At 75.1% G+C, this 23318-nt stretch carries 18 protein-coding genes and 4 pseudogenes; 12 read left to right on the forward strand and 10 right to left on the reverse strand.

Going from position 1 to position 23318, the window contains the following annotated elements:
- Window positions 1–9: 9 nt before the first annotated feature.
- Complete coding sequence (locus tag ACIQWA_RS20135) at window positions 10–678, forward strand: TetR family transcriptional regulator (protein WP_402484202.1); 669 nt, start codon at window positions 10–12, stop codon at window positions 676–678.
- On the opposite strand, the gene ACIQWA_RS20140 is transcribed toward ACIQWA_RS20135, so the two are convergent.
- The 3 genes and pseudogenes from ACIQWA_RS20140 to ACIQWA_RS20150 all read right to left on the reverse strand — a co-directional run.
- On the reverse strand, window positions 675–2048 hold the full coding sequence (locus ACIQWA_RS20140) for an MFS transporter (protein WP_402484204.1): 1374 nt from the start codon (window positions 2046–2048) through the stop codon (window positions 675–677). The two genes, ACIQWA_RS20135 and ACIQWA_RS20140, sit on opposite strands and share 4 nt — an antisense overlap.
- Before the next feature lie 95 nt (window positions 2049–2143).
- Window positions 2144–3556 (reverse strand): hypothetical protein, encoded by a 1413-nt coding sequence (locus ACIQWA_RS20145; protein ID WP_402484206.1) that lies wholly within the window; start codon window positions 3554–3556, stop codon window positions 2144–2146.
- A gap of 272 nt (window positions 3557–3828) precedes the next feature.
- Window positions 3829–3998 (reverse strand): annotated as a pseudogene (locus ACIQWA_RS20150) (SDR family NAD(P)-dependent oxidoreductase); the annotation flags it as partial.
- A 192-nt stretch (window positions 3999–4190) separates the two neighbouring features.
- Between ACIQWA_RS20150 and ACIQWA_RS20155 the strand changes: the two are divergent.
- From ACIQWA_RS20155 to ACIQWA_RS20185, 7 genes and pseudogenes are all read left to right on the forward strand, one after another.
- A pseudogene (locus tag ACIQWA_RS20155) lies at window positions 4191–4397 on the forward strand (transcriptional regulator); the annotation flags it as partial.
- A 177-nt stretch (window positions 4398–4574) separates the two neighbouring features.
- Window positions 4575–4763, forward strand: a complete 189-nt coding sequence (locus ACIQWA_RS20160) for a YegP family protein (RefSeq protein ID WP_402484208.1) — start codon at window positions 4575–4577, stop codon at window positions 4761–4763.
- 154 nt (window positions 4764–4917) lie between these two features.
- Window positions 4918–6066, forward strand: a pseudogene (locus ACIQWA_RS20165) (glycosyltransferase family 4 protein); the annotation flags it as partial.
- Window positions 6067–6266: 200 nt separating this feature from the next.
- On the forward strand, window positions 6267–7463 hold the full coding sequence (locus ACIQWA_RS20170) for a glycosyltransferase (protein ID WP_402484210.1): 1197 nt from the start codon (window positions 6267–6269) through the stop codon (window positions 7461–7463).
- On the forward strand, window positions 7438–8322 hold the full coding sequence (locus tag ACIQWA_RS20175; RefSeq protein WP_402484212.1) for an SGNH/GDSL hydrolase family protein: 885 nt from the start codon (window positions 7438–7440) through the stop codon (window positions 8320–8322). Before ACIQWA_RS20170 ends, ACIQWA_RS20175 begins: the two co-directional genes overlap by 26 nt.
- A gap of 263 nt (window positions 8323–8585) precedes the next feature.
- Window positions 8586–9785: an NUDIX hydrolase gene (locus tag ACIQWA_RS20180; RefSeq protein ID WP_402484214.1), complete on the forward strand. Its 1200-nt coding sequence runs from the start codon at window positions 8586–8588 to the stop codon at window positions 9783–9785.
- The gene (locus ACIQWA_RS20185) at window positions 9766–10212 is read left to right on the forward strand and encodes a DUF6188 family protein (protein WP_402484216.1); all 447 of its coding nucleotides are present in this window, start codon (window positions 9766–9768) and stop codon (window positions 10210–10212) included. Before ACIQWA_RS20180 ends, ACIQWA_RS20185 begins: the two co-directional genes overlap by 20 nt.
- Before the next feature lie 60 nt (window positions 10213–10272).
- On the opposite strand, the gene ACIQWA_RS20190 is transcribed toward ACIQWA_RS20185, so the two are convergent.
- From ACIQWA_RS20190 to ACIQWA_RS20220, 7 genes are all read right to left on the reverse strand, one after another.
- The gene (locus ACIQWA_RS20190; RefSeq protein WP_360237137.1) at window positions 10273–10647 is read right to left on the reverse strand and encodes a hypothetical protein; all 375 of its coding nucleotides are present in this window, start codon (window positions 10645–10647) and stop codon (window positions 10273–10275) included.
- 117 nt (window positions 10648–10764) lie between these two features.
- Window positions 10765–11160, reverse strand: a complete 396-nt coding sequence (locus ACIQWA_RS20195; RefSeq protein ID WP_360237138.1) for a roadblock/LC7 domain-containing protein — start codon at window positions 11158–11160, stop codon at window positions 10765–10767.
- An 82-nt stretch (window positions 11161–11242) separates the two neighbouring features.
- On the reverse strand, window positions 11243–12289 hold the full coding sequence (locus ACIQWA_RS20200; protein ID WP_402484218.1) for a hypothetical protein: 1047 nt from the start codon (window positions 12287–12289) through the stop codon (window positions 11243–11245).
- A gap of 55 nt (window positions 12290–12344) precedes the next feature.
- On the reverse strand, window positions 12345–12728 hold the full coding sequence (locus tag ACIQWA_RS20205; protein WP_360237141.1) for a hypothetical protein: 384 nt from the start codon (window positions 12726–12728) through the stop codon (window positions 12345–12347).
- A gap of 610 nt (window positions 12729–13338) precedes the next feature.
- Window positions 13339–14346, reverse strand: a complete 1008-nt coding sequence (locus ACIQWA_RS20210) for an MsnO8 family LLM class oxidoreductase (RefSeq protein WP_402484220.1) — start codon at window positions 14344–14346, stop codon at window positions 13339–13341.
- A gap of 63 nt (window positions 14347–14409) precedes the next feature.
- Window positions 14410–15036: a DUF2269 domain-containing protein gene (locus ACIQWA_RS20215; RefSeq protein ID WP_402484222.1), complete on the reverse strand. Its 627-nt coding sequence runs from the start codon at window positions 15034–15036 to the stop codon at window positions 14410–14412.
- 204 nt (window positions 15037–15240) lie between these two features.
- Entirely contained in the window at window positions 15241–16440 is a 1200-nt protein-coding gene (locus tag ACIQWA_RS20220) for a peptidoglycan-binding protein (protein WP_402484224.1), read from the reverse strand.
- Window positions 16441–16865: 425 nt separating this feature from the next.
- Between ACIQWA_RS20220 and ACIQWA_RS20225 the strand changes: the two genes are divergently transcribed.
- The 4 genes and pseudogenes from ACIQWA_RS20225 to ACIQWA_RS20240 all read left to right on the forward strand — a co-directional run.
- Window positions 16866–18233: a DUF6271 family protein gene (locus ACIQWA_RS20225; RefSeq protein ID WP_402484226.1), complete on the forward strand. Its 1368-nt coding sequence runs from the start codon at window positions 16866–16868 to the stop codon at window positions 18231–18233.
- Window positions 18230–18772, forward strand: a complete 543-nt coding sequence (locus ACIQWA_RS20230; protein ID WP_402484228.1) for a GNAT family N-acetyltransferase — start codon at window positions 18230–18232, stop codon at window positions 18770–18772. Before ACIQWA_RS20225 ends, ACIQWA_RS20230 begins: the two co-directional genes overlap by 4 nt.
- Window positions 18773–18868: 96 nt before the next feature.
- Window positions 18869–21487, forward strand: coding sequence for a hypothetical protein (locus tag ACIQWA_RS20235; RefSeq protein ID WP_402484230.1), 2619 nt, complete (start codon window positions 18869–18871; stop codon window positions 21485–21487).
- Window positions 21488–21716: 229 nt separating this feature from the next.
- Window positions 21717–23315: pseudogene (locus ACIQWA_RS20240) on the forward strand (AMP-binding protein); the annotation flags it as partial.
- Between the last annotated feature and the right edge of the window lie 3 nt (window positions 23316–23318).

Raw genomic sequence — 23318 nt, forward strand, 5'->3', positions numbered from 1 at the left:
CATGGGTGGATGGCAGACGCACCGGAGTTCCAGCGCGCACGCTCGCCCGAGGCCAAGCGCCGACGCGAGGCGTCGATCCTGGAGGCGGCCGCGGCACTCGGCCGTGAGCGCGGCATCAGGGAGATCACCCTGACCGACATCGCCTCCGCCGTCGGGATGCACAAGTCGGCACTGCTGCGGTACTTCGAGACCCGCGAGGAGATCTTCCTGCGGCTGACCGCCGAGGGCTGGGCCGAGTGGTCGCAGGCCCTCACCGCACGGCTGCGGGAGACCCGGGACCCGAGCCCGGCGACCGTCGCCCAAGCGTTCGCGGGCACCCTCGCGGACCGCGGGAGCTTCTGCGACCTGCTCGCCCACGCGCCGCTCAACCTCGAACGCCATGTCTCCGTCACCACCGTCCGCGACTTCAAACTCGCCACCGTCGCCGCCCGCGAACCGATCACCGCGGCGGTCCAGGAACAGCTGCCCACCCTGGACGACCAGGACGTCCTCGACCTGATCGCCACCGCCGTCTCCCTCGCCGGCGCCATGTGGCAGATCGCCAACCCGGGCCCAGAGGTCGCCGCCCTCTACCGCAGCGACCCCCGCCTCGCCCACGCCGTCGTCGAGGTCGAACCCCGGCTCGCCCGCATCCTCACCGCGACGATCACCGGGCTGGCCGGGAAGTCCGGGGGCTAGGAAGTGTCCGGTAGCTCGGGCCGGGACGGGAAGGCCCGCAGCGTCCGGAGGTCCTCGGTCGCGATCAGGGGCAGGCAGGAGAGCAGGCCGATCCCGGCGATCGTCCACAGCGTGGGGCGGGTGCCGAGGACCGAACCGAGGTAGCCGCCGGCCAGTGCCCCGAGCGGGCGGGTGCCCCAGATGGCGAACCGGACGGAGGCGTTCATCCGGCCCTGCAGGCCGGTGGGGGTGATGGCCTGGCGCAGGCTCACCTGGCCGATGTTGTAGACGGTGATGCCGCAGGCCATGATGCCGGTCGCGACGCCCAGGGTCGGCACGGCACGGGCCGGCGCCGCGGTCGCGAGCACCAGCACGGCGATCCCCGACATGGACTTGGCCGCGACCAGGACGGGGCCGAGGCCGACGCGCCTGATGACCCGGCCGCTGAGCGCGGCCCCCAGCAGCGCCCCGCAGTTGCCCACGCTCAGGGCCAGCCCGAGCTCCCCCGGCGAGAGCCGCAGGTCGCGCAGCGCGTACGCGGTCAGGACGGCCCCCAGTGCGCCGCTCAGGCCGACGAGGTTGCTGATGCCCGTGGCCAGGGTCAGCGAGCGCAGGGTCCGGTGGCGGAAGACGAACCGCAGCCCCTCGGCGATCCGGGTGCGCATCCTGGTGCTCGTCCGCGGCAGCGGCACCCGGGGAGTCCGGATGAGGCAGAGGAGCAGCGCGGACACCAGGTAGCTCACCGAGTTGACGACCAGGACCAGGGGCGCCGCGACGCTCTGCAGCAGCAGGCCGCCGATGCTGGGGCCCGCCAGCTCCGCCGTCGAGCGGGAGAACTCGAGCCGGCTGTTGCCGTCCGGGGTCTGCTGCCGCGCCACGACCGTCGGCAGGAACGCCTGGTCGGCGATGTCGAAGAACACCGTGCACAGCCCGATGGCGAACCCGACCGCGCAGAGCAGCGGCACGCTCAGCACCCCCGCCAGGTGGGCGACCGGCAGCAGGGCGATGGCCACGGCCCGGCCGACGTCCGCCACGACCATCACGCGCCGGCGGTCCCACCGGTCGAGCAGCGCGCCCGCCGGCAGGCCGACCAGGAGGAACGGCAGGGACTCCATCGCCGAGACGAGCCCCAGCTGGCCGGTCGAGGCGGACAGGGTCGTCAGGGCGAGCACGGGAATGACGAAGAACGTGATCCGCGTCCCGAACTCGCTGACGGTGTGCGCCGACCACAGGACCTGGAAGTTCCTCTGCCGCCAGACGCTGACGCTGACGCCGACAGGCGGGCGGGGCCGGGGCCGGGGCCGCCGGGCGGGAGCAGCCGGGGCCGGGCCCGAGTCGGAGCCTACGATCGCCCCGCCCAGGTCCGGGTCCACACGCAGGTCCACGTCCACGTCCCCGCTCCCTCGCCTCCGGTCGGGCACCGGCCGCCCCGGCGCGGGGAGCTCCCGCCGCGGACCCGTGGGTGGCACCACCTCGCCCGGCCGGTTCACAGGTACAGCGGGTGCGGCCGTCCGGAGCCCGCGACGTTGTGGCGCTCCCCGTGGCCGGCGCGGGAGAAGGCCGAGACCAGACGGCCGTCGACGGCGCCCAGGGCCACGTCGTGACGGGGAGCCGGCCCGTCCACGACACCGAGGAGGTGGGGACTGGTCACGTACTCCTGGACGAGCCAGCCCTCGGTGCCCGCGAGGTCGACGGCGGCCTCCCAGGCCGGTGCGTCGGCGGCCTCCCGGCCGATCACCACACCGTTGCCGCGGGTGTCCAGCGGGCGCTTGAGGACGTAGCGGTCGCGGTCGCGGAGGACGGCGCGCAGCGTCGCGGCGTCGCAGTGCGCGAGGTTGCGCGACCACGGGATCGCCGGACGGACCCGGCGGTAGTCGGCGGCGTCGAAGAGGTGGGCGAAGCGCGGGTCGGAGAGTACGGCGAGGCACAGCTTGTTGTCGCCGATCAGGCGCCCGCGCAGCCCGTTCTGCACGAACAGCCGCCCCTCCCGTACGGCCTCCAGGTAGGGCGCCGCGTCGTCGCCCATCCGGAGCAGGTCCTGGATGCCGACCTTGGCGAACGCGTGCCGCACCGGTTCCCCGCGTACGGCGACGCCCTGGCGCCCGTCGAGCGAGAGTTCACGCGGGTCCGCGTGCAGGACCCGGACGCCCAGGGCCGTCAGGGCGGTGTCGTAGTCACGGGTGTCGGCGCGGTAGCTGCCGTCCGGGCAGAGCAGGGCCACCGTCTCCGGACGGGTGCCGGTGTGCTGCTCCGCCAGGCGCAGCAGCCAACTCCCCGGCCAGAGCGGGTCGTCGGCCGGCAGCGGGCCCGGCACCTCGACGCCGTGCCGGGCCAGCAGCGGCCGCCAGGCCGAGCGGCCGCGGCCGGCCCCGGGCAGGCCGCCGGGGCAGTTGGCGTTGGTCTCCAGCACCCGCAGCGTGCCGTCGGCCTGGGGCAGCAGGTCGATCCGCAGCAGGTGCACCCTGGTGTCGCGGGCGGCGGCCACGTGGTCGTGCAGCACCTGGGGAAGCGTCAGCACCTCGCGCAGGTGGCGGTCGTGCTCCCAGGCGGCCACCACCGCCTCGATCACCCGGTGGTACGAGGCGACGAACGCGTCCAGCTCGTGGCGCAGCTGCGGGCGCACCCGCAACGGCAGTCCCTGCGGCTGCGGCTGCGCCCGGACGATCTCGAAGACCTGCGACTCGGCCAGCTCGCGCCCCTCGGCCGTCCGCGCGATCTCGACGACCTTCCGGGTGAACTCCTCGTCCAGCCCGGGCCAGGTGTACCCGCCGGTCCTGGGCCCGTCCGGGGACGGCACGTGGGGGCGGGCCGGCATGACCGTGGTCGTGGTCGCGCCGGTCGGCCCGCCGACCGTGCCCTGTTCGCCGCCGGGGCCGCCGGGGCCGGGAATCGACTGCATGATCCGGTGTCCTTCCGCAGATGGGAGACGTGTGCCCGCGCCCCGCCACGGCCGGTGCACACACGTGATCCCGGAGTATCCAGCCCCCTGCGGACGACTCGGTGGAGCGCAGCGCGCGGTTCGTCAGATCGAGTGAGGGGCCGAACGCGCACGGGTCCGCCTGCACCGATCCGCCTGCAACGGTCCGTCCGCGGCGGTCCGTCCGCGGCGGCCCGCCCGCCGACGTGGACGGTCACTCGGGTCACTGGGCGCTCGCCGCAGGGCGGACGACGAGCCGCGGTGCCGCCCGCGGCGGTGAGCTCACCGGTGAGCGCGTCGAGGCGGTCGGTGCGCCGGGCCCGAGGAACAGCCGGTGGCCGGCGGCGGCGAGCCGGCGGGCGGTCGCCTCCCCGATCCCGCTGCTCGCCCCGGTGACCAGTACGACCTTGGCTGCCTGCGTCATGCCTGCTTCTCCTCTTGGTGGAACACGGGTGCTGGTGGTGGAACACGGGGTGCTCGTGGTGGATCAGGACCCGAGTCTGGGCGGGGCGCGGGTGACCGACCAGGACGTGTCCTGCCTGGGTGCGGTACACCCGGGCCGGGCACGTCAGACTCTCCGTAGGCTGCGGGTGTGACCGACAACCACCTGGGAGATCACGCGGTGCGCGGCAAGACCCAGGAGGCCAAACACTTCCTCCACCCGGACGTCGGCCGACTGCCCCTCACCTACCAGGCCTTCGACGTGCGCGACGCCCCCGGCCAGCAGCTGGTCGTGTACCAGGCGGAGCCCGGCAGTTCCAGCGCCCAGGCCCTCAGCCTGCTCGGGTCCCTGCGCGCCACCACGGACCGGGGCGCCGGGTAGGCCGGAAGCCGGCTCCATCGGCATCGGCGTCTCGTCCAGCTCATCCGGCGGCCGCACGGCACCCGGCTCCGCGACTCGAACGGTCGCCACTCGGCTGGGTCAACTGGCGAGCGCTCCAATCGATTTGGGCCTACGGTGCGGTGCCAGGGGGTTGTCGAGCGAAAGGCTGTTGACGGCATGGCTGGGAAGTTCGAGCTGTACACGGACGAGAGCGGGATGCACCGGTTCCGGCTCAAGGCGAGCAACGGGTCCGTCGTGGTGACCGGTGACCCGCAGGAGAGCAAGGACGACTGCCTGAAGAGCATCGAGTCGATCCGCAAGCTCGCGCCGTACGCGGAGCTCAAGGAGACGGCCGGGTCCGCCTGAGGCGGCAGCGGGGTCCGCGGCGGACCCCGGAGGGCCGGCCGAGGGACCACGGTAGGACGACCCGCGGGTCGGCGGTGCAAATCGCCGACCCGCGTTCGCTTGTACGACAGATCCCTTTGGCCGGGTGCACGCCGTGCGCGGACACAACACAGGCATGCGCGTCGCCATCGTCACCGAATCCTTCCCTCCCGAGGTCAACGGAGTCGCCCACAGCGTGCTGCGGACGGCCGAGCACCTGCTCCGCCGGGGCCACCGGCCCCTCGTCGTCACCCCCGCACCGGCTCGGGGCGCCCAGTGCCCGCCGCAGACCTTCGGCTCCGGCGCCGACGCGGAGCGGATCCCCGTCGTGCGGATCCCGTCGGTGCCGCTGCCCGGGTACCCACAGGTGCGGATCGCCCTGCCGAGCCGGCAGCTGGCCGCCGCCCTGGCCGGGCACCGGCCCGACATCGTCCACCTGGCCAGCCCGTTCGTGCTGGGCGCGCGCGGCATGCAGGTCGCGGCCCGGCTCGGCGTACCCGCCGTCGCCGTCTACCAGACCGACCTCGCCGGGTACGCCCACGCCTACCGGGCCGGGCGCGGGCTCGGCGAGGCCGCCGCCTGGCGACGCATCCGGGCCGTGCACCGGGCCGCCGCCCGCACGCTGGCGCCGTCCACCCCCGCCGCCCAGGACCTCACCGCGCACGGGGTGCCCCGGGTCCAGCTGTGGCCGCGCGGCGTGGACTCGGCACGCTTCCACCCCCGGCACCGGGACGAGGCGCTGCACCGGGCCCTCGCCCCCGGCGGGGAGGTGCTGGTCGGGTACGTCGGACGGCTCGCGCCCGAGAAGCGGGTCGACCTGCTGGCCGCCGCGTCCGCCCTGCCCGGGGTGCGGGTGGTGGTGGTCGGGGACGGCCCCTCGGCGCCCGGCCTCAGGGCCGCCCTGCCCGGCGCGGTGTTCCTCGGGCGCCGCACCGGCGAGGAACTCGCGCGATGTTTCGCCACCCTCGACGTGTTCGTCCACACCGGCCCGCTGGAGACCTTCTGCCAGACCATCCAGGAGGCGATGGCCAGCGGCGTCCCCGTGATCGGCCCGGCCGCCGGCGGCCCGCTCGACCTGGTCGCCCACCACCGGACCGGGCTGCTGGTGCCGCCCCGCGACGGCGCGGCGGTCGCCCGGGCCGTCGCCGAACTGGCCGCCGACCCGGCCCGGCGGGCCGCGTACGGGCAGGCCGGGCGGGCCGAGGTGACCGCCCGGACCTGGGAGGCGGTCGGGGACCTGCTGCTGCGGCACTACGCCGAGGTGCTGGCGGAGCATCGGGGGGTGGGGGTGGCTCCTTCGCCTTCGCCTTCGCCTGCTGGGATCGGAGTCGGGGCCGGGGCCGGCGGCGGGGCCGGAGTCGGGGCCGAGGCCGACAGCGGGGCCGAGGTCGGGGCCGAGGTCGGAGTCGGGGCCGAGGTAGAGCCCGGGTCACTGGGGACACCGGCCGGGACGGTGGTGCCGGTCCTGCCGGAGGAGCTGCCGGCATGACTCCGCCGCCCCGCGGCGGGCCGCTGACCATCGTGCGGCTCGCCAACTTCGTCACCCCGGTCTCCGGCGGCCTGCGCACCGCGCTGCGCCACCTGGGCGCCGGGTACCGGGCCGCCGGACACCGGCCCGTACTGATCGTGCCCGGCGAACGGCGCACCGAGGAGGACACCGAGCAGGGCCTGGTGATCACCCTGCCCGGCCCGGTGCTCCCCGCCAGCGGCGGCTATCGGCTGCTCGCCGACCGACGGGCGGTCGCCGCCGAACTGACCCGGCTCGGCCCCGACCGGCTGGAGGTCTCCGACCGCACCACCCTGCGCTGGACCGGCGCCTGGGCCCGTCGGCACGGGGTCCGCTCGGTGATGGTCTCGCACGAGAGCGCCACCGGGGTGCTGCGGACCTGGGGCCTGCCCGGCCCGCTCGCCGCCGCGGCCGCCGACCGGCTCAACGCGGCCACCGCCCGCGGCTACGACTCGGTGCTGTGCACCACCGACTGGGCGGCGGCGGAGTTCCGCCGGATCGGCGTGCCCAACCTGGTCCGGGCCCCGCTCGGGGTCGACCTGGCGGCGATGCGCCCGCTGCCGACGGCCGTACGGGTGGTGGAACGGGCCCGGTACGCGGCGCCCGGGGACGTCCTGCTGGTGCTCTGCTCCCGGCTTTCCGCCGAGAAGCGCCCCGAACGCGCCGTCGAGGCACTGGCCCGGCTGCGGGCACGGGGCCTCCCCGCCGTCCTGGTGGTGGCCGGGACCGGACCGCTGCGGCCACGGCTCGCCGCCCGGGCCGCCCGACTGCGGCTGCCCGTACGCTTCCTCGGGCACCTGAACGGGCGGGCGGAGCTGGCCGCGCTGCTGGGCAGCGCGGACGTGGTGCTGGCCCCCGGACCGGTGGAGACCTTCGGGCTGGCCGCGCTGGAGGCCCTGGCCTGCGGCACCCCGGTCGCGGTCAGCCGCTCCTCCGCCCTGCCCGGCCTGATCGGGCTCGCCGGGGCGGCCGCCGCCGACACCGGGGCCGGATTCGCCGCCGCCGTCAGGGAGTTGCTCCGCCGCCCGGAGCAGGCCCGGCGAGACGCCGCCCGGGCGCAGGCCGAACGGTACGGCTGGCCGGCCGCGGTGGCCGCCTTCCTGGCCGCGCACGGGGTCCGCAACTCCGAGGCCCCGGAGAGGAGTTGGGATGAGCGTGCTCGACGCGGGGCCTGACCGGACCGCCGACGACCGGCCCACGGCAGGCGAACTGCTGCGCTTCGTCGCGCTCGGCGACTCGCTCACGGAGGGCGTCGGGGACCAGGTCGGCGAGCAGTGGCGCGGCTGGGCCGCCGTCCTCGCCCGGTCAATGGCACCCGAGGGGCAGGACGTCGAGTTCACCAACCTGGCGTACAGCGGCGCACTGACCGCTGATCTGACGAGACGTCAACTACCGGCAGCACTCGCCTTCCGGCCCCAACTGGCGGCCGTCCTGGTCGGCGGCAACGACACCCTGCGGGCCGGCTTCGACATCCACCGCACCACCCGGGAACTCGACGCCACCCTCGGCGAACTCTCCGGCCACGGCGCCGTACTGCTCACGGCCTGCCTGCCCGACCCCGGCACCCTCCTCCGGCTCCCCGTCCCGCTCGCCCGACCGCTGGCCCGGCGGATGCGCGCCGTCAACACCGTCGTCCACGCCCTCACCACCAGGCACCGGGCCGTCCACCTGCACATCGCCGAACTGCCCTGGTGCGAGCAACGCGGCCTGCTCAGCGTCGACCGCCTCCACCCCAGCGCCGAAGGACACCACCTGATCGCCCGCCGCTTCCACGAACTGCTCCACACCCGAGGCCACCCGCTCGGCCCACCGCCCGCCGCCGACCCCGCCGAACCCCCGCCCGGCCTCGCCGCCGACCTGTGGTGGATGGCCACCCGCGGCACCCGCTGGCTCGCCGCCCGCAGCACCGACCTCCTCCCGGGACTGCTCGCCCTCGCGGCGGTCGAAGGCGCCGCCCGCCTCCGCGGCTCCAGCGCCCGCCACGACGAACAGATGGCCCGGGCGGCGGCCCAGGCCCTGGCCTCGCTGGGGTGATCGTCCAGCGGGCGGGGTGGGTGGTGGGGTGGCTGGTCGGAGTCCGGGGCGCGGGAGTGCTGATGCCGGGGGGACACGGGATGGGTGGCTGCTCGCCGGTGCGGCCCCGACGGTGGGCGTGTCACTCCTGGGTGGTGATCGAGGTGGAGGGTGGGTGGGAACCATCGGGCGCGTGGGGATGTCGTCCCCCGGGAGACGAGCGGGTGAAGGGAGTCGGGGTGGAGGGTGTCAGGGTGGAGGGAGCCAGGGTGGAGGCGTCGGGTGTGACGGGGCGGGAGGCGATGGCGGCGGCCGGGGTGCTGTTCCCGGACGGGCGGGGGCGGGTGCTGGTGGTGCGGCTGCCGTACGACCGGAAGCATCCGGTGGCGATCCCGGGTGGCGGGTGGGAACCCGCCGACCGGTCGCCGCGGGAGACGGCCGTGCGGGAGATCGCCGAGGAACTCGGGTTCACGCCCCGGCTGGGACCGTTGGCGTGCGTCGACTGGGCGATGTCCCCGAGCCGGCCGCCCATCGTGGCGTACCTGTACTGGGCCGAGGCGTTGACGCCGGAGCAGGTGTCGGCGATCCGGCCGGACGCGGCGGAGGTCGGCGGTTGGGTCTGGCTGACGGCGGAGGAGGCCGGGCACGCCCTGCCGCCGCGGTTGTCCCGCCGGGTGGCGGCCTGCCTGCGGGCGCCGCGGGAGGCCGGGCCGCTGGAGCTGGAGGACAGTCGGCCGGTGGGGCACACCCTGGGGGTACTGCCCGCCGAGGAGCCCGTACCGGAGTACACCGGGCTGGCCGCCGCGCCGGGGCTGGTACCGAGCGCGGGGCAGCCGTCGGACTCGGCGGGGCCGCCGGAGTCACCGGAACCGCCGGAGCCGCCGGAACCGCCGATGGACCGGGACACCTACTACGCCACCCGGCCCCGGATCCGGGCGAAGGCGCGGACACTGTTCACGGACGGTGACGGGCGGGTGCTGCTGGTGAGGCTGCGGCCGTGGGACGGGCCGCGCGGGATGGTGCCGTACTGGACGCTGCCGGGCGGCGGGGTGGAGGCGGACCGGGAGACGCCCCGCACGGCGGCGGAGCGGGAGATCCGCGAGGAACTGGGCTGGGAGGTCGAGCCCGGGCGGCTGCTGGCGTTGGACTGGCAGCCGGGGACGACGGCCGATCCCGGGGCCGATCCGGCGACCGGCCTGGACACCGCCGTGCTGGTGTACGTGTACGACGGCGGAGCGGTGACGGAGGAGCTGCTCGGCACGATCGCACTCCAGGAGCAGGAGCTGGTGGAGTGGCGGCTGTGCGACCCGGCCGAGGCGCGGACGCTGCTCTCCGGACCGTCCTGGGACCGGGTGGCCGCCGCCCTCGCCGCCCGGGAGCGGTCGGGCGGACCGGTCGAGCTGGTGCGCGGACGGCCGGTCGGTCCCGTGGTTGGGAACGCGTCGGCGGGTGAAGACTGGGAGCATGCAGAACACGATCACTGAGGTGCTGGCCGGCCGGACGGTCGAGGCGGTCAGCGGAGGCGACCGGCTGGACCTGCGGCTCGACGGGCCGGTGACCGTACGGGTGGTGCACGAGTTCCGCTTCGCGGCGCCGTCCTTCACCAGGCCGGAGGAGGTCGGGCACTTCTTCCCCGAGCTCACCTTCCGGCCGACGCCCACCCTGCAGGCCCTGGTCGGCCGGACCGTCGGCAGCGCCCGGATCACCCTGGCCGGCGGCCTGGAACTGGGCTTCACGGAGGGTGGTGAACTGTCCGTCCCGCCGCACGCGGTGCTCGCGCCGTGGAGCGTGCTGACCGCCGAGGGGGCGGTCTGCGCGGGGCTGGCCGGCGGGGAGGTCCGGTGGGCCGAGCCGGATGAAGCGGGGCTGGCGGGGGCGGGGCCGGCGGGCGCGGGGCCCGGCGGAGTGTGAGCCGGACGGGGCGGGGCCCGGCGGGGTGTGAGCCGCCGCCGGGGCCGTGCCGGTGCCCGGTCAGACCTCCAGGTCGGCCTCGATCCTGACCAGCTGGTGGCGGGCCATCGCCAGGTTGGCGCGGCTCCTGTCCAGCGCCAGGTAGAGGAACAGGCCCTTGCCGGTGCGACCGGTGAGCGGGCGGATCAGGTGGTACTGGCTGCTCAGCGTGATGAGGATGTCCTCGATGCCGTCCTGGAGGCCGAGCATGTCCATGGTGCGCATCTTGGCGCGCACCACGTCGGTGTTCCCGGCCGCGGCGACGTTGAGGTCCAGGCCGCCGGGGCCGTCGAGGGTGGCGAGCGCCATGCCGCTGTTGTAGTCCACCAGGGCTGCGCCGATGGCGCCCTCGATGACGGTCATGGCCTGCTTGAGCGCGCCGGCTGCGTCGGTCATTCTGATCAACTCCTGTGGGTCGGTGGGTCGGTGGGTCGGTGGGCCGGTGGGTCGGTTGGCTGGTACAGGGGTGGGCGGGGGTCCGGTCCGGGACCGGACGGGACGGTCCGGGACAGCTCAGAGCGCGTCGCGCGGATCCTTCGGCACCAGGGCGTCGTTGAGCAGTTCGGCGATGTGCCGGGCGCTGCGGCGGGCCTCCAGGTGGAGCCGGCCGACGTTGACGTCCGGGAGCGCCAGCAGGGTCAGCACGCAGCTGCCGCCGGCCGCGTAGGTGGCGACGTAGCCGTGCTCACCGCGCACCACGGACTCGCGGAACTCCCCCTGCCCGGTGGTGTCGGCGAGCCGCTGGGCGAGCGAGAGCGAGGCCGCCGTCATCGCGGCCAGGCCCGAGGGTTCGGTCCCGTGGGTGTCATGCGCGACCAACAGGCCGTCCACGCTGGCCACCAGCCCGCCCGCGAGGTGCGGGACGCGACGTTTGACGGCGCGGAGTTCGGCGAGCAGCTCGGTCTCCAAGGCGATCAGTTGTCTCCTTCCGACACGCTGCTTGAGTGCCCGCCTCATGGCCGGTACGGCGGGGTCGCGGGCGGGGAGTGACTCAAAGTCGGGCCTCCAGAAGGTCTCGGACCCGGGTCAGCAGCGCGATGTCCGGGTCGGGGACGGCCAGCGGGTGGGCCGCTGCCGTGGTGGGCGGTCGGTCGGAGCGCGTGGGGGCGGGGGCTACGGGGACTGCGGGGGCTGTGGGGACCGCGAGGCCGCCGCCGGCTGCGGGGCCGGGGCCCGGGAGGCCGCGGAGGGTGGCGCCGGGGACCCTGCGGTGCAGGCCGCCGCCAGGTCTGGCGGGCACGGCGGCCGACGGGCCCGGTTCGGCGGCCGGTCGGGCGGGTTCAGCGGCCGACGGGACGGGTTCGGCGGCCGGCGCGGCGTGCCGAGGGGTGTCGAGCAGTCCGGCGGCGGCCAGGCGGCGGATGTCCGCCGTCACGCCGAAGCCGGAGCGGCCGAGCAGCCGGGCCAGGTCCGCCGGGGTTCTTCGGCCGTCGGCGTGGTCCAGCAGTTCGCGCCGCCGACGCCCGGGCGGGCGGTGGGAGGCGCGCCTGCTGTGCTCGACCGGCCGTACCGGCGCGGTGTCGAGCTGTGGCCAGGGCCAGATCCGGTCCAGGAGTTGGCGCCGGCGCTCGACCTCGCGGCCGAGCCGCGCCGGGTCGACCGGCGTCACCGTTCCGAGCCAGTGCCGGGCCTCGGACTCGAACCACCAGGTGCCGCCGGCCCGGTCGGCGAGGACGAAGTAGGCGGCATCGAACAGCGTTCCCAGCTGGCCGAGTTCGAGTTCACCGCGGGTGAGCAGCTGCCGGTCGACCAGTGCCTCGCCGACCCGCCCGTGCGGGCCGTGGCGGTGCAGGAGGTCGGCCCACGCCTCGGGGGTGAGCCGACCGCAGCCGGTGAGCAGGTCGGCCAGGCCGGGCGCGCGGGGGGACTCCGCGGCGGTCACCTGCCCGTCGACCAGCCACAGGATGCCGAGCGGGCCGCGCAGGGCCCCGGTGGCACGGCGGGCGGCGAGCAGGGCGACGGCCTCGCCCGGGGACCTCGGCGCGGTGGGCTGGACGTGGTGGTCGGCGGGCTCCGCCAGGGGCGGCGCGGCGGTCACGCGGGCCACCGCCGGAGGGCTGGCTGGAATGCGACGCTCGGTGCGGGCCCCGTGTTCACCCCAGCACCAGGTCCTCGACGAGGGCCTGGAGGCGGAACCGGGCGACGGCGAGATTGCCCGACTCGCGGTCGAGCCAGAGGTGCAGGACGAGCCGGCTGTCGAAGGCGGTGTCGATGAAGCGGATCAGATGGTAGCTGCGGCCCGCGGTGACGATGATGTCCTCCAACGGCGAGCGCCGGTCCTCCGCCGCGGTGAAGGTCTGGCTCTCAACAGCCGCGCGCACCAGGTCGGTTGCCTCGGCGGCGGCGGTCTCGTGTTCGCCGACCGGGCTTTCGCCCAGGCTGCCGAGGGCGAGTCCGCTGCTCCAGTCGACCAGGCTCGCCGAGCGGGCTCCGGCGATCGCCATCGCTCCGGAGAGACATTCGTCGATACCCGGCACACCGGCTCCTTCGAGGGGGTCTGGGTGGCCGGGCGCAGCGCAGATCCGGCCGGATCGCCACCAGCAGTGGCAGGTTCGACACGGAAGGCTACTGCCGGATTCCATCTGACGAACATTCCAATGGCATATTCACACCAACTACGGCGACTTCCGGCCAAGGTGCGACGATGCGCCGCCCCTACCGGAGCGGCAAAACTGCTGGCCGGTCAGCCGCCGCGGACCGCCACTCGTCGGCCACCTGGCACGGGACCTTGACCGATACCGGATCGGGGCCCGGAGTTTCGAAAGCGAAAGTGCGATAAGAGGCCTCGGCGCACGCCGGCGCCGAGGGCGGGGTACGGCCGGGCGGGGCGCGGGCGAACGGGGCGCAGCCGGACATGACGAAGGGGCCCGTTCCTTGACGGAACGGGCCCCTTCGGATGGAGCGCCAGGCCCGGGTCGCACGGACTCTTCCTACTGAAAGTAGGACGTGCTCTGGTAGCACCGCTGACGCATGTTCGAGGGTTCCTGGGATCCTCCGCTTCGGAAGATCATTTCCCCTCGACGAGAAGAACAGTAGCAGGTCAGCAGGGCTGGTCAGAAATCCGCCCGGGCGCCGGGCCGCAGCGGGTCAGAGCTGGCCGACGGCCTCGGCGAGCAGTCGGTACGAGTCGAGCAGGGCGGACCGGTCGTAGGTACTGGTGGCGATCAGGACCTCGTCCGCACCGGTGCGCGCCACCAGGGCGGACAGCTCGGCGGCCGCCTGCTCCGGGGTGCCCGCGATGTGGCCCTTGAGCGACTGCTCGAAGGCCGCCCGTTCGCGCGGGCTCATCGTGCGCGCCCGGATCTCGGCGGCCGGGGCCAGCGGCGGGAACTCCCCGTGGGTGCGGGAGTAGGCGCCGGCCCAGGCCTCCGGGAGGAGGAGGTCACGGGCCTGCTCCTCGGTCTCGGCCACCGCGACCGTGCCCGAGACCACCACATACGGTTCGGCGGACTGCGCGGAGGGGCGGAAGCGGCGGCGGTAGCCGTCGAGGGCGGCGAGCATCCGCTCCTCCCCGCGCGCGGCGGCGATGACCAGCGGCAGCCCGGCCTCGGCGGCCAGCTCGGCGCCCGCGCCGGTGGCCAGTACGAAGGCCGGCACGTGCAGGCCCTCGGCCGGGCGGGCGTGAACGCCGCGGTGCACCTGCTGGGTGCCGTCGAAGTACCCGAGCAACTCGGTCAGCTGGCCACCGAAGTCGTCGGCCGCGTCCTTCTCCCGCCCGAGCGCCCGCCGGACGCCGTCGGTGAAGCCCACCGAGCGGCCGAGCCCCATGTCGATCCGGCCCGGGAACAGCGCCGCCAGCACCCCGAACTGCTCGGCCACCACCATGGGCTGGTGATTGGGCAGCATCACCCCGCCGGTGCCGACCCGGATCCGGCTGGTGGCCGCCGCGACCGCCGCCGCGAGGACCGTGGGCGCCGACCCGGCCACCCCGGGCACGCCGTGGTGCTCGGAGACCCAGAAGCGGTGGTAGCCCAGCCGCTCGATCTCACGGGCGAAGGCCACGGTGTCGCGCAGTGCCTGCGCCGGCTCCTCGCCCTGCCTGGTCCGGGAGCGGTCGAGGACGGAGAGCCTGGTCGCGGGCGTAGCGCTGGTCACGTGGGTGGACAACGCCCACCCGGCGTACGGGCATTCCCCGGGCCGGTGTGCCCGGGCGCGCCGTCACCGGCCCTCGGACTCCGGGCCGGGAGCGGCCGCGCCCGAGGCACCGGGTATTCGGCCCGGACGTGCGCCCGCGGCCTTGCGGCGGCCCCAGGGCTTGTACACCGAGAGGATCACGTTGAACAGGTAGAGCGCCAGGGCCACCGCCGGCACGATCACCGAGTTGTAGCGGACGAACCCGAGCTCCGCCACCGGGACGGGGCCGGTCGGGTGGGCGTCCGCCACCCGGACCGCGTCGTGCAGCCGGGCGGTGAGGGCGAAGACCGAGGCCACCATCGCGCCGAGCGTCAGCCAGAACTTGGTACTCACCCAGTAGTACCGGAACAGGCCCCAGGACGTGCCGAGCCCCAGCGCCACCCCGCTCAGGAAGGTGAGCAGGCTCAGCGGCAGGACGAGTGCGTCGCCGAGCAGGCCCATCGCCCGGTAGGCCGTTCTCAGCCGGTCGGCGTCGTCGGTGGTGAGAGCCGTCACCGCCAGGGTGAGCAGGCAGAGCATCAGGGCCAGCCAGCTCACCGAGACGACGACGTGCAGCACCACCAGGCGCTTGCGCGCTCCCGGCGACAGCCGGCGGCCGGCGGACCGCCGCCCAGCGCCGGGGGCCGCGACGGCTTCGGTGGACGGGGGCACGGGTACCTCCTTCGAGTCTGGGTCACGATGACGCGCCCAGACTCCCCCGCCCGCCCCTCATCGGGCATCTGACGGCGGAAGTAACCTCGGCTACTCCCCGGCGAGTAGGTGCCCCGGCGTCGCCGCGGCCGACCGCCTCCCCGGGGAGTACCCACGCCGACCCCGACGACCCGTCGGCCGGCAGCCCCTCGGCCCGGCAGTCCGTCAGTCCGTCACCGCGAACCCCCGCGCCGCACCGAGCCGGTGCAGCGAGTCCTGCCCGGGGATCCCGTCCGCGGCCGCCGCCGAGTACCCGCAGCGCCGCTGCCAGCCCGCATAGGCCGTCACCGTGAGGCTGCCGTACGACCCGTCCACCCAGCGCTGTTCGAGCAACCCCTCGTCCGCCAGCGCCTGTTCGACGATCGCCACCTCCGCCCCGTACGTCCGGTGCCCCTGCTCCGCCCCCGGGTCGCTGCGCGCCGCCGCGACGACGTGGGCGAGCGAGACGGTCCGCGGGCCGGGCAGGTAGCCGAGCAGCCGGCGCAGCGAGGCCTCGCCCGGAACGCCGTCCGCCGCCTGCCCGGAGTACCCCAGGCTCGCCTGGTAGTCCGCGTAGTTCTCGGTGTCGGCGTCCGTCCAGTTCGGTCCGGGCCCGGAGTGGTAGTGGGTGCCGAAGCCGGCCGCGACCAGCGCCCGTCCGACGGTGGTCACCTGGTAGCCCTGGGCGCCGTAGCCGTACGCCAGGCCGTTGACGGTGACCTGGTACCGGGCGGGCGTCGGGTCGGCGGGCGGGACGGGGTGCTGCTGGGAGGGCGGGCCGGTGGGCGAGCCGGGGCCGGCGGTGAAGGCGGGCCAGGAACCGGGGTCGACGTGGTCGTTGTACGGCACGTGGGCGTGCGCGTACCAGCCGCCCGCGGTCTCCCAGACCCGCTCGTCGCGGTGCTCGGTGAAGTCGGTCGGCCGCCCCATCGGCCAGACGTCGGGCACGCCCCAGGAGGAGATCCAGGCGTGGATCCGGTCCCAGCCCGCGCACGGGGTGTCGACCAGCCGGGGGTAGACGGTGCCCTGGTAGCGGCAGTAGGGGAAGAACACCGCCTCGATCTGGATCACGACCAGCCCGGCCCGGTTGGTGCGGGTGGGGCTCCGGTCGGGGCTGAGCAGGCTCTTGGAGCGGGAGTCGGCGGGGAAGAGCTGGGCCGTGCGGCCGCTGAACGGGTCCCAGACCAGGTGCGGGGCGTTGCCGGCACCGGCGCCGGTGAAGTACCCGACGAGGTCCTCGTAGGGGCACCAGTCCTGCGGCGCCGCGGCGGTGGCGTTGCGGTCCCAGGTGATGTGGGCGATGGCCTTCGGGGGGTACTGGTGGTCGGTCGGCGCGTGGTCGCCGAGGTCGTGGATCTCGGCACCGGGCAGCCACTGTTCGGGCATGCTGGCTCCTCCGAACGGCGTAATGACGTCCTTGCCGGTATCGGCAGGTACCGGTCACGAATTGACCCTAGCGGCGGAATCGACGGGCTTGAACCGCCCAGGGCCGCACGGCCGTTCGGATCAACGAGGGGAATTCGTCCGCACATGCGGACCCGGCGGCGACAGGGCGCGCCGCCGGGGCCGTGCTCCGCCCTGTCCGGAAGCGGGTCCGGGCTCGGCCCGCAAGGCCCCGAAGGACCTCCGAAGGGCCTCGGAGGATCCCCGAAGGGCCTCCGGAGCCGGGCGGGCGGGGGCGCATTCCACCCCGCCGCAGCCCCGCTGTCAATCGTTGACTTGGGAAGTGGTCTAGTCCACGGTGGTGCGCTCCAAGCCCTCACGGCGCCACTGCCGCAACCGTTCTGACGAACCGACGGAGAGCCACCGACATGCAGAGAGTCTGCCTCGCCCTGCCCACCATGCGTTCCTGCCCCGAGACCATCGCGGAACTCGCCGAGGAGGCGGCCTACGCCGTCGCGAACTTCGGGGCCGAGGTGCACCTGGTCATCCTCGACACCACCGACGCCGCTACCTTCGCGCAGAACGCGGGCGCCGTGGCCGCGCTGGAGCCGACCCCCGGCGTGGTCGTCCACCACCTCGGCGAGGCGCGGCAGCGGGAGTTCCTGCACCGGGTGGCCGAGCGCTCCGGCGCCGCCGACCCCGACCTGCTGCTCGACCTGATGCTCCCGCCGGCCGTCGCGTACGGCTCCTGCGTCAACCGGCTCTTCCTGGGCGCGGCCGCCCTCGGCTGCACCTCGGCGCACCTGCGCAACGACGACGCCGACTTCCAGGTCGTCGACGGCCGGAAGGTCTTCCCGATCCACCACGAGCTGCTCTCGATCGGCCGACCGGCCGGCGAGGCGGTGGCCGGGGTGACCCGCTCCGAACTCGACCCGGCCGACGCGGACAAGCCGGTGATGCTGGTCAGCGGCTCCTTCATCGGCGAACTCAACGTGGACATCAGCGAGATCCACGAGCTGGACCCGGCCGTCTACCGCGACGTGGTGCGCCTGTGGACCCCGCCGGTGTGGCCGGAGGAGGAGCGGGACGCGATGGTCGACGTCTCGTTCAAGGGCGCCGGCTCGGAGCCGTTCACCACCGACGAGTCCGTCCTCGGCGTGCCCGACATCTGGGACGTCTACATGTGCAACATCGCCCTGGACCACCGGGCCTACGAGGTGCTGCCGCTGCTGCCCTCGATCGAGACCATCGGCAGCGACTACGCCCTGCTGCACGCCCTGGTCCACTCCCGGCTGCCCGGCGTCGTCCACAACCGGCACATCGTCAACTACTACACGCCCGAGCGCCGCACCGGCACCGGCTTCGTCAACTACCAGCTGCGGTTCGTCAAGTTCCTGCTCTCGATGCTGTACCTGTACCCGGTCTACGGCGGCATGATCGACCTGGGCCGCGAGCTGCTGGACGAGCGGCACGGGCTGCGGGTCGAGCCGATCATCGACCTGGTGCGCGGCAGCGTCGACTGGGACCGGGCCGGGAACGAGCACTGCCTGGACGTCCTGGACCGCTCCTACCGCAAGCTGGGCGGCAAGTACGCCGAGCTCGCGGACGTGGTGGCCGCGCGGCGCGGGCAGCTCCTGGACGAGGCCCGGCAGGACGCCGAGCGCTGGGCGGTACTGGTCGAGGCCTGGGCGCCGCTGGTGGCCGCCGCCCGCGCCCAGGGGCTGGACGCCGGCCCGGAAGGCCCGGACGCCGGTGCGGAAGGCCCGGTCACCGGTGCGGAGGGGGCGGCCCGGTGAGCGGCGACCCGGTGAGCGGCGACCCGGTGAGCGAGGACCTCCGGATCCGGCCGCTGACCGACGGCGACTGGGACGCCGTGGTCGCGCTCGAACACGACGCCTACGCCGCCGACGGCCTGTCCGAGGGCCGGGAGGCGCTGCAGTCCCGGGCCCGCAGCTCACCGGACACCTGCTACGTGCTGGAGCAGCAGGGCGCCGTCCGCGGCTACCTGCTGAGCCTGCCCTACCCACCGCTGCGCTGCCCGGACCTCACCCAGCCGGAGCGGACCGCGTACGCCTCGGCCAACCTGCACGTGCACGACCTGGTGATCGCCGAGGACCTGCGCGGCCGGGAGGTCGCCCTGGGGTTCATGCGGCACTTCCGCGAACGGGCCGAGGAGCAGGGCTTCGAGCGGATCTCGATGGTCGCGGTGCGCGGCGCGGACATCCTGCTGCGGTTGCTCGGCTACCGGGCGCACCGGGAGGTCACGGTGCCGGAGTACTACGGGCGGCGCGCCGTCTACATGTCGGCACCCGTGATGTCGGCACCCGTGCGCTGACCCGGGCCGACACCCCGGCGGGCGGACGACGGCAGCCGGTCGGGCCCGCACGAAAACCGGCGGCGGGCCCCGGCGGGCGGCGGGCAGAATGCGCGGATGCCCGCCCTGCTGCACGCCGTCGCCCGCAACCCCGCCCTGCCGCCCGAGCTGCTCGGGCGGATGATCGCCCGACTCACCGACGCCGACGAGGAGTTGGCATACGGACTCGCGGAGCGGACGGACCTCGATCCGGGGCAGGTGCGGCTGCTGGCCGAACGGTTCGAGGACGCCGCCGTCCGGCTGGCCGAGCGCGGCCTGCTGCCCGTCGGGGACGTCAACCCGCTCGCCCGGCCGCGGGTCGCGCTCATCCTGCTGGACGAGGGACGCGGGGACCCGGCCTGGGCCTCGTTGTTCGCCCACGGCCCGGACGGGCTGGTGCGGGTACGGCTCGCCTCCGCGGTCGGACTGCCGGAGGAGGTCGCGGCACTCCTCGCGGCCGACGGATCCGACGACGTGGTGTCCGAACTCGCCCTCCACACCACCGGATCGGACCTGCTGGCACGGCTGGCCGCGCACCCGGCGGCGCAGGTCCGACGCTCGGCCGCGGCCAATGAGGCCACGCCGGCGGAGGTGCTCACGGCCCTGCTGGACGATCCCGAGATGACGGTCCGCGAACAGGCGGCAGCCAATCCGGCCACCCCGGGGGCGGCCGCCGCCCGGCTGGTGGCCGACCACATGCTGATCCGGCAGGCGCTCGCCACCCACCCCGGGCTGCCCGCCGGGACGTACCACCGGCTGGCCGGGGACGAGATCCCCTGGGTCCGGTCCAACCTGGCCCGGAACCCGGGGATCGACGCGGCACTGATGAGCCGGCTGGCCGAGGACGACGGCCACGACGTCCGGCGCTTGCTCGCCCACCACCCCGCCGTCCCGTTCGACCTGCTCGCCCGGCTCGCGGCCGCCGTCCGGATCGGCCCGACCCTGCTCCCCCGGATCGCCGCCGCCGCTCCTGCCGAACTCCGTGCCCTCGCGGCCGCGCCCGAGCCCAGGGTCCGCATGCTGGTCGCCGAGCACCGGGCGCTGCCGACGGACCTCCGGGACCGACTCGCCGCGGACGCGGACGCGAGCGTGGTCAAGTCAGTGGCCCCGCATCCGGGCCTCGGCGGTATCCAACTCGCCACCGTGCTGGACCGGTTCGGCACGAAGGTGGCCACCGCCGTGGCCAGGAACCCGGGCACCCCCACCGCGCTGCTGGACCGCATCGCCACCACCCCGCCCACCCCCGTCAAGGCCCTGCGCGCCATCGCCGCCCACCCCAACGCCTCCCCCGCCGCCCTGGCCGCCTGCCTGGCCTCCCCGGACCCCCGCACCGCCGAGGCGGCGGCCGCCAACCCCGCCCTGCCGGTGGCGGTGATGGCGGAGCTGCCCCCCCGTGACGGGCGGGACCGGCGGGCCGCCGGGTTTCCGCCAGGTCCGCACGCGGTTGCAGTTGCGTCTCCGTTCGACCGGAGGGGGGTGTGCCGCGACGGCCGGTCCGGGAGCCTGGAGGCAACGACTCGTACGGCGGGGGGAATTGCCATGGGGGACGGCCGCGAGCTGGTGGCGGGTGCGGTGGGAGCGCTGGTGCGACTGGCCCGGGGCACGCCCGGCGGGCGGGGGCAGGCGGTGGCCGAGGTGGTCCGGGCCCGGCTGCGGCTGCTGCCCGAGGGGGCCCGGGCGCTGGCGGCGATCGAGGCGGACCCGGACGCTCCGGCGGCGCGGGCCGAGCTGGCCGCGGCCGTCGCCCGACTGCTCGCCACCGACCAGGGGTTCGCGCAGTACCTGACCACCACCGACCTCGGCGGGACGGCGGATCCGAACACCGTCCAGCTGCGGACGGACTCGGAGGCGGGCCCGACCACCGTCCAGCTGCGGACGGACCCGAACCCGGGCCCGAGCACCGTCCAGCTGCGGACCGGCCCGGGTTCGGATCCGACCACCGTCCAGCTCCGGGTCGACCCGGACGCCCCCGCCGGCGGCCCGAGCACCGTCCAGCTGAGGGTCGACCCGGCAGCCGCCGGCGCCGCCCGGGCACTGGCCGCCCGGCGCGGCAACGCCGCCGTCCTCACCGTCCTGGCCCTGGTCCTGATCGCCGCGCTGGTCGCCCTCGGGATCAACCTCGGCTCGCGCCCGCTGCTGCAACCCACCGGGCCCGACCTCGCCCACGCCGCCCGGACCATCCGCGATCCCGCGCGGGTGCAGGGCGTGCTGCCGGACGCCGCCGCGATGCCGAGCGGCTGGCAGCAGCAGGGCGCACCGCGCTCCGGGACGGGCAGCGGGCCGGGCGCGCCCTGCCTGCTCCCGGGCGCCTGCGACCAGCAACTCGCCTACGCGACCGTCTCGTTCAGCGCCCCTCCGCTGCCGTCCGTGCAGTTCACCGTGGTCACCTTCAGCTCCGCCGAGGCGGCCGGCCGGGCCTTCGACACCCGGCTCGACCTGCTCAACGCCCGGGGCGACGCGGCCCCGGCGGCGGTCCAGGCGGTCGGCGACCAGAGCGCCGCCCGCACCCGGGGCGACTCGACGGCGGAGACGGTGGCCCGGGTCGACTCGGCGCTGCTCTACGTGCACTACGCCGGCCCGGGGGCAGCGGTGGCACTGCCCGGGCTCACCCCGTTCGTCCGACTGCTCGCCGAGCGCACCCGGCAGGCCGAGGACGGCCGGACCCCGGACGCCGTCCTCCACACCACCGGGGGCTGAACGCCCGGCGCCGCCCGCTGCTCCCAGGAACCCCACCACCCACCACCACACCCGTTCGCCCCATCCGCCCCGCGGGCCCCACCGGCCCGCGGGGCGTTCCGCGTGCCCCGCCCCGCCCCCGACCTGCGCCGACCGCCCCCGTCGCCCGAATGCGTGTATCGCTCCCTTGACTGGCGTCACGAGCGCGCCATACTGGCTTCACTCCCGCTCGCCCGACGAGGTGCCGCCCATGGAGCTCTCCCCCTCGGCGCACATGGACACGTTCTGCCGAGACCATCTCCCACCCTTCGACCAGTGGCCAGAACTCCTCTTCGACCTACCGGAGTTGGCCTACCCCGACCGCCTGAACTGCGCATCCGCCCTGCTCGACGACACCATCGCCCGCCTCGGCCCCGACCGCCGCTGCCTGCTCACCCCCACCACCCGGTGGAGCTACGGCGAACTGCGCGACCACGCCGACCGGACAGCCCGCCTGCTCACCGAGGAACTGGGCCTGGTCCCCGGCAACCGCGTCCTGCTGCGCGGCCCCAACACCCCCTGGCTGGCCGCCTGTTGGCTCGGGGTGCTGAAAGCCGGCGGTGTGGTCGTCACCACCATGCCGCTGCTCCGCGCGGCCGAGCTGACCGATCTGGCCCGGATCGCCCGCCCCACCGTCGCCCTGTGCGACCACCGCTTCCGCACCGAGCTCGACCTCGCCGACACCCCCGGGCTGCGGGTCCTCTCCTTCGGCGGCCCCGGCCCCGAGGACCTCACCGCCCGCAGCGCCACCCAGCGCCCCGGCTTCACCGCCGTACCGACCGCCGCCGACGACGTCGCGCTGATCGCCTTCACCTCCGGCACCACCGGCCGGCCCAAGGCCACCCTGCACTTCCACCGGGACGTGCTGGCCAACGCCGACACCTTCTCCCGCCACCTGCTCCGCCCCACCCCCGACGACCTCTTCACCGGCACCCCGCCGCTCGGCTTCACCTTCGGCCTCGGCGGCCTGCTGGTCTTCCCGCTGCGGGTCGGCGCCGCCAGCCTGCTGCTGGAGAAGGCCACCCCCGAACAGCTCGCCCAGGAGGTGGCCCGGCACGGGGTGAGCGTGCTGTTCACCGCGCCCACCGCCTACCGGGCGATCCTGGCCGCCGGGCTCGCCGACCGGCTGTCCGGCGTACGGCGCTGCGTGTCGGCCGGCGAGCCGCTGCCCGCCGCCGTCGGGGAGGCCTTCCACGCCGCCACCGGCCAGCGGCTGATCGACGGGATCGGCGCCACCGAGCTGCTGCACGTGTTCATCTCGGCCGCCGACGACGACATCCGGCCCGGTGCCACCGGCCGCCCCGTCCCCGGCTACCGGGCGGCGATACTCGACCGGCAGGGCAACCCGGTACCGGACGGCCAACCCGGACTGCTCGCCGTCAAGGGCCCCACCGGCTGCCGCTACCTGGACGACGAGCGCCAGCGCGAGTACGTCCGCGGCGGCTGGAACCTCACCGGCGACACCTACCTGCGCGACCGGGACGGCTACTTCTGGTACCAGGCCCGCAACGACGACATGATCGTCTCGGCCGGGTACAACATCGCCGGCCCCGAGGTGGAACAGGCGCTGGCCGCCCACCCGGCGGTCGCCGACTGCGCCGTGGTGGCCGCGCCGGACGAGCGGCGCGGCACGGTGGTCAAGGCGTACGTGGTGCTGACCGCGGGCACCTCGGGCGGCGCCGAGACCGTCAAGGAGCTCCAGGAGCACGTCAAACGCACCATCGCGCCGTACAAGTATCCGCGCGCCGTCGAGTTCGTTCCCGAGCTGCCGCGCACCGCGACCGGCAAGCTGCTCCGCGCCGAGCTGCGCAGA

It is taken from the genome of Kitasatospora sp. NPDC098652, from assembly GCF_044760155.1.
Taxonomy (GTDB): domain Bacteria; phylum Actinomycetota; class Actinomycetes; order Streptomycetales; family Streptomycetaceae; genus Kitasatospora.

Coding starts and splice junctions, on each gene's coding strand:
- ACIQWA_RS20220 (WP_402484224.1), bottom strand. CDS start 16,440: ATGCCCGAACAGTGGCTGCCCGGTGCCGAGATCCACGACCTCGGCGAC.
- ACIQWA_RS20185 (WP_402484216.1), top strand. CDS start 9,766: ATGCAGAACACGATCACTGAGGTGCTGGCCGGCCGGACGGTCGAGGCG.
- ACIQWA_RS20190 (WP_360237137.1), bottom strand. CDS start 10,647: ATGACCGACGCAGCCGGCGCGCTCAAGCAGGCCATGACCGTCATCGAG.
- ACIQWA_RS20145 (WP_402484206.1), bottom strand. CDS start 3,556: ATGCAGTCGATTCCCGGCCCCGGCGGCCCCGGCGGCGAACAGGGCACG.
- ACIQWA_RS20175 (WP_402484212.1), top strand. CDS start 7,438: ATGAGCGTGCTCGACGCGGGGCCTGACCGGACCGCCGACGACCGGCCC.
- ACIQWA_RS20160 (WP_402484208.1), top strand. CDS start 4,575: ATGGCTGGGAAGTTCGAGCTGTACACGGACGAGAGCGGGATGCACCGG.
- ACIQWA_RS20235 (WP_402484230.1), top strand. CDS start 18,869: ATGCCCGCCCTGCTGCACGCCGTCGCCCGCAACCCCGCCCTGCCGCCC.
- ACIQWA_RS20170 (WP_402484210.1), top strand. CDS start 6,267: ATGACTCCGCCGCCCCGCGGCGGGCCGCTGACCATCGTGCGGCTCGCC.
- ACIQWA_RS20225 (WP_402484226.1), top strand. CDS start 16,866: ATGCAGAGAGTCTGCCTCGCCCTGCCCACCATGCGTTCCTGCCCCGAG.
- ACIQWA_RS20135 (WP_402484202.1), top strand. CDS start 10: ATGGCAGACGCACCGGAGTTCCAGCGCGCACGCTCGCCCGAGGCCAAG.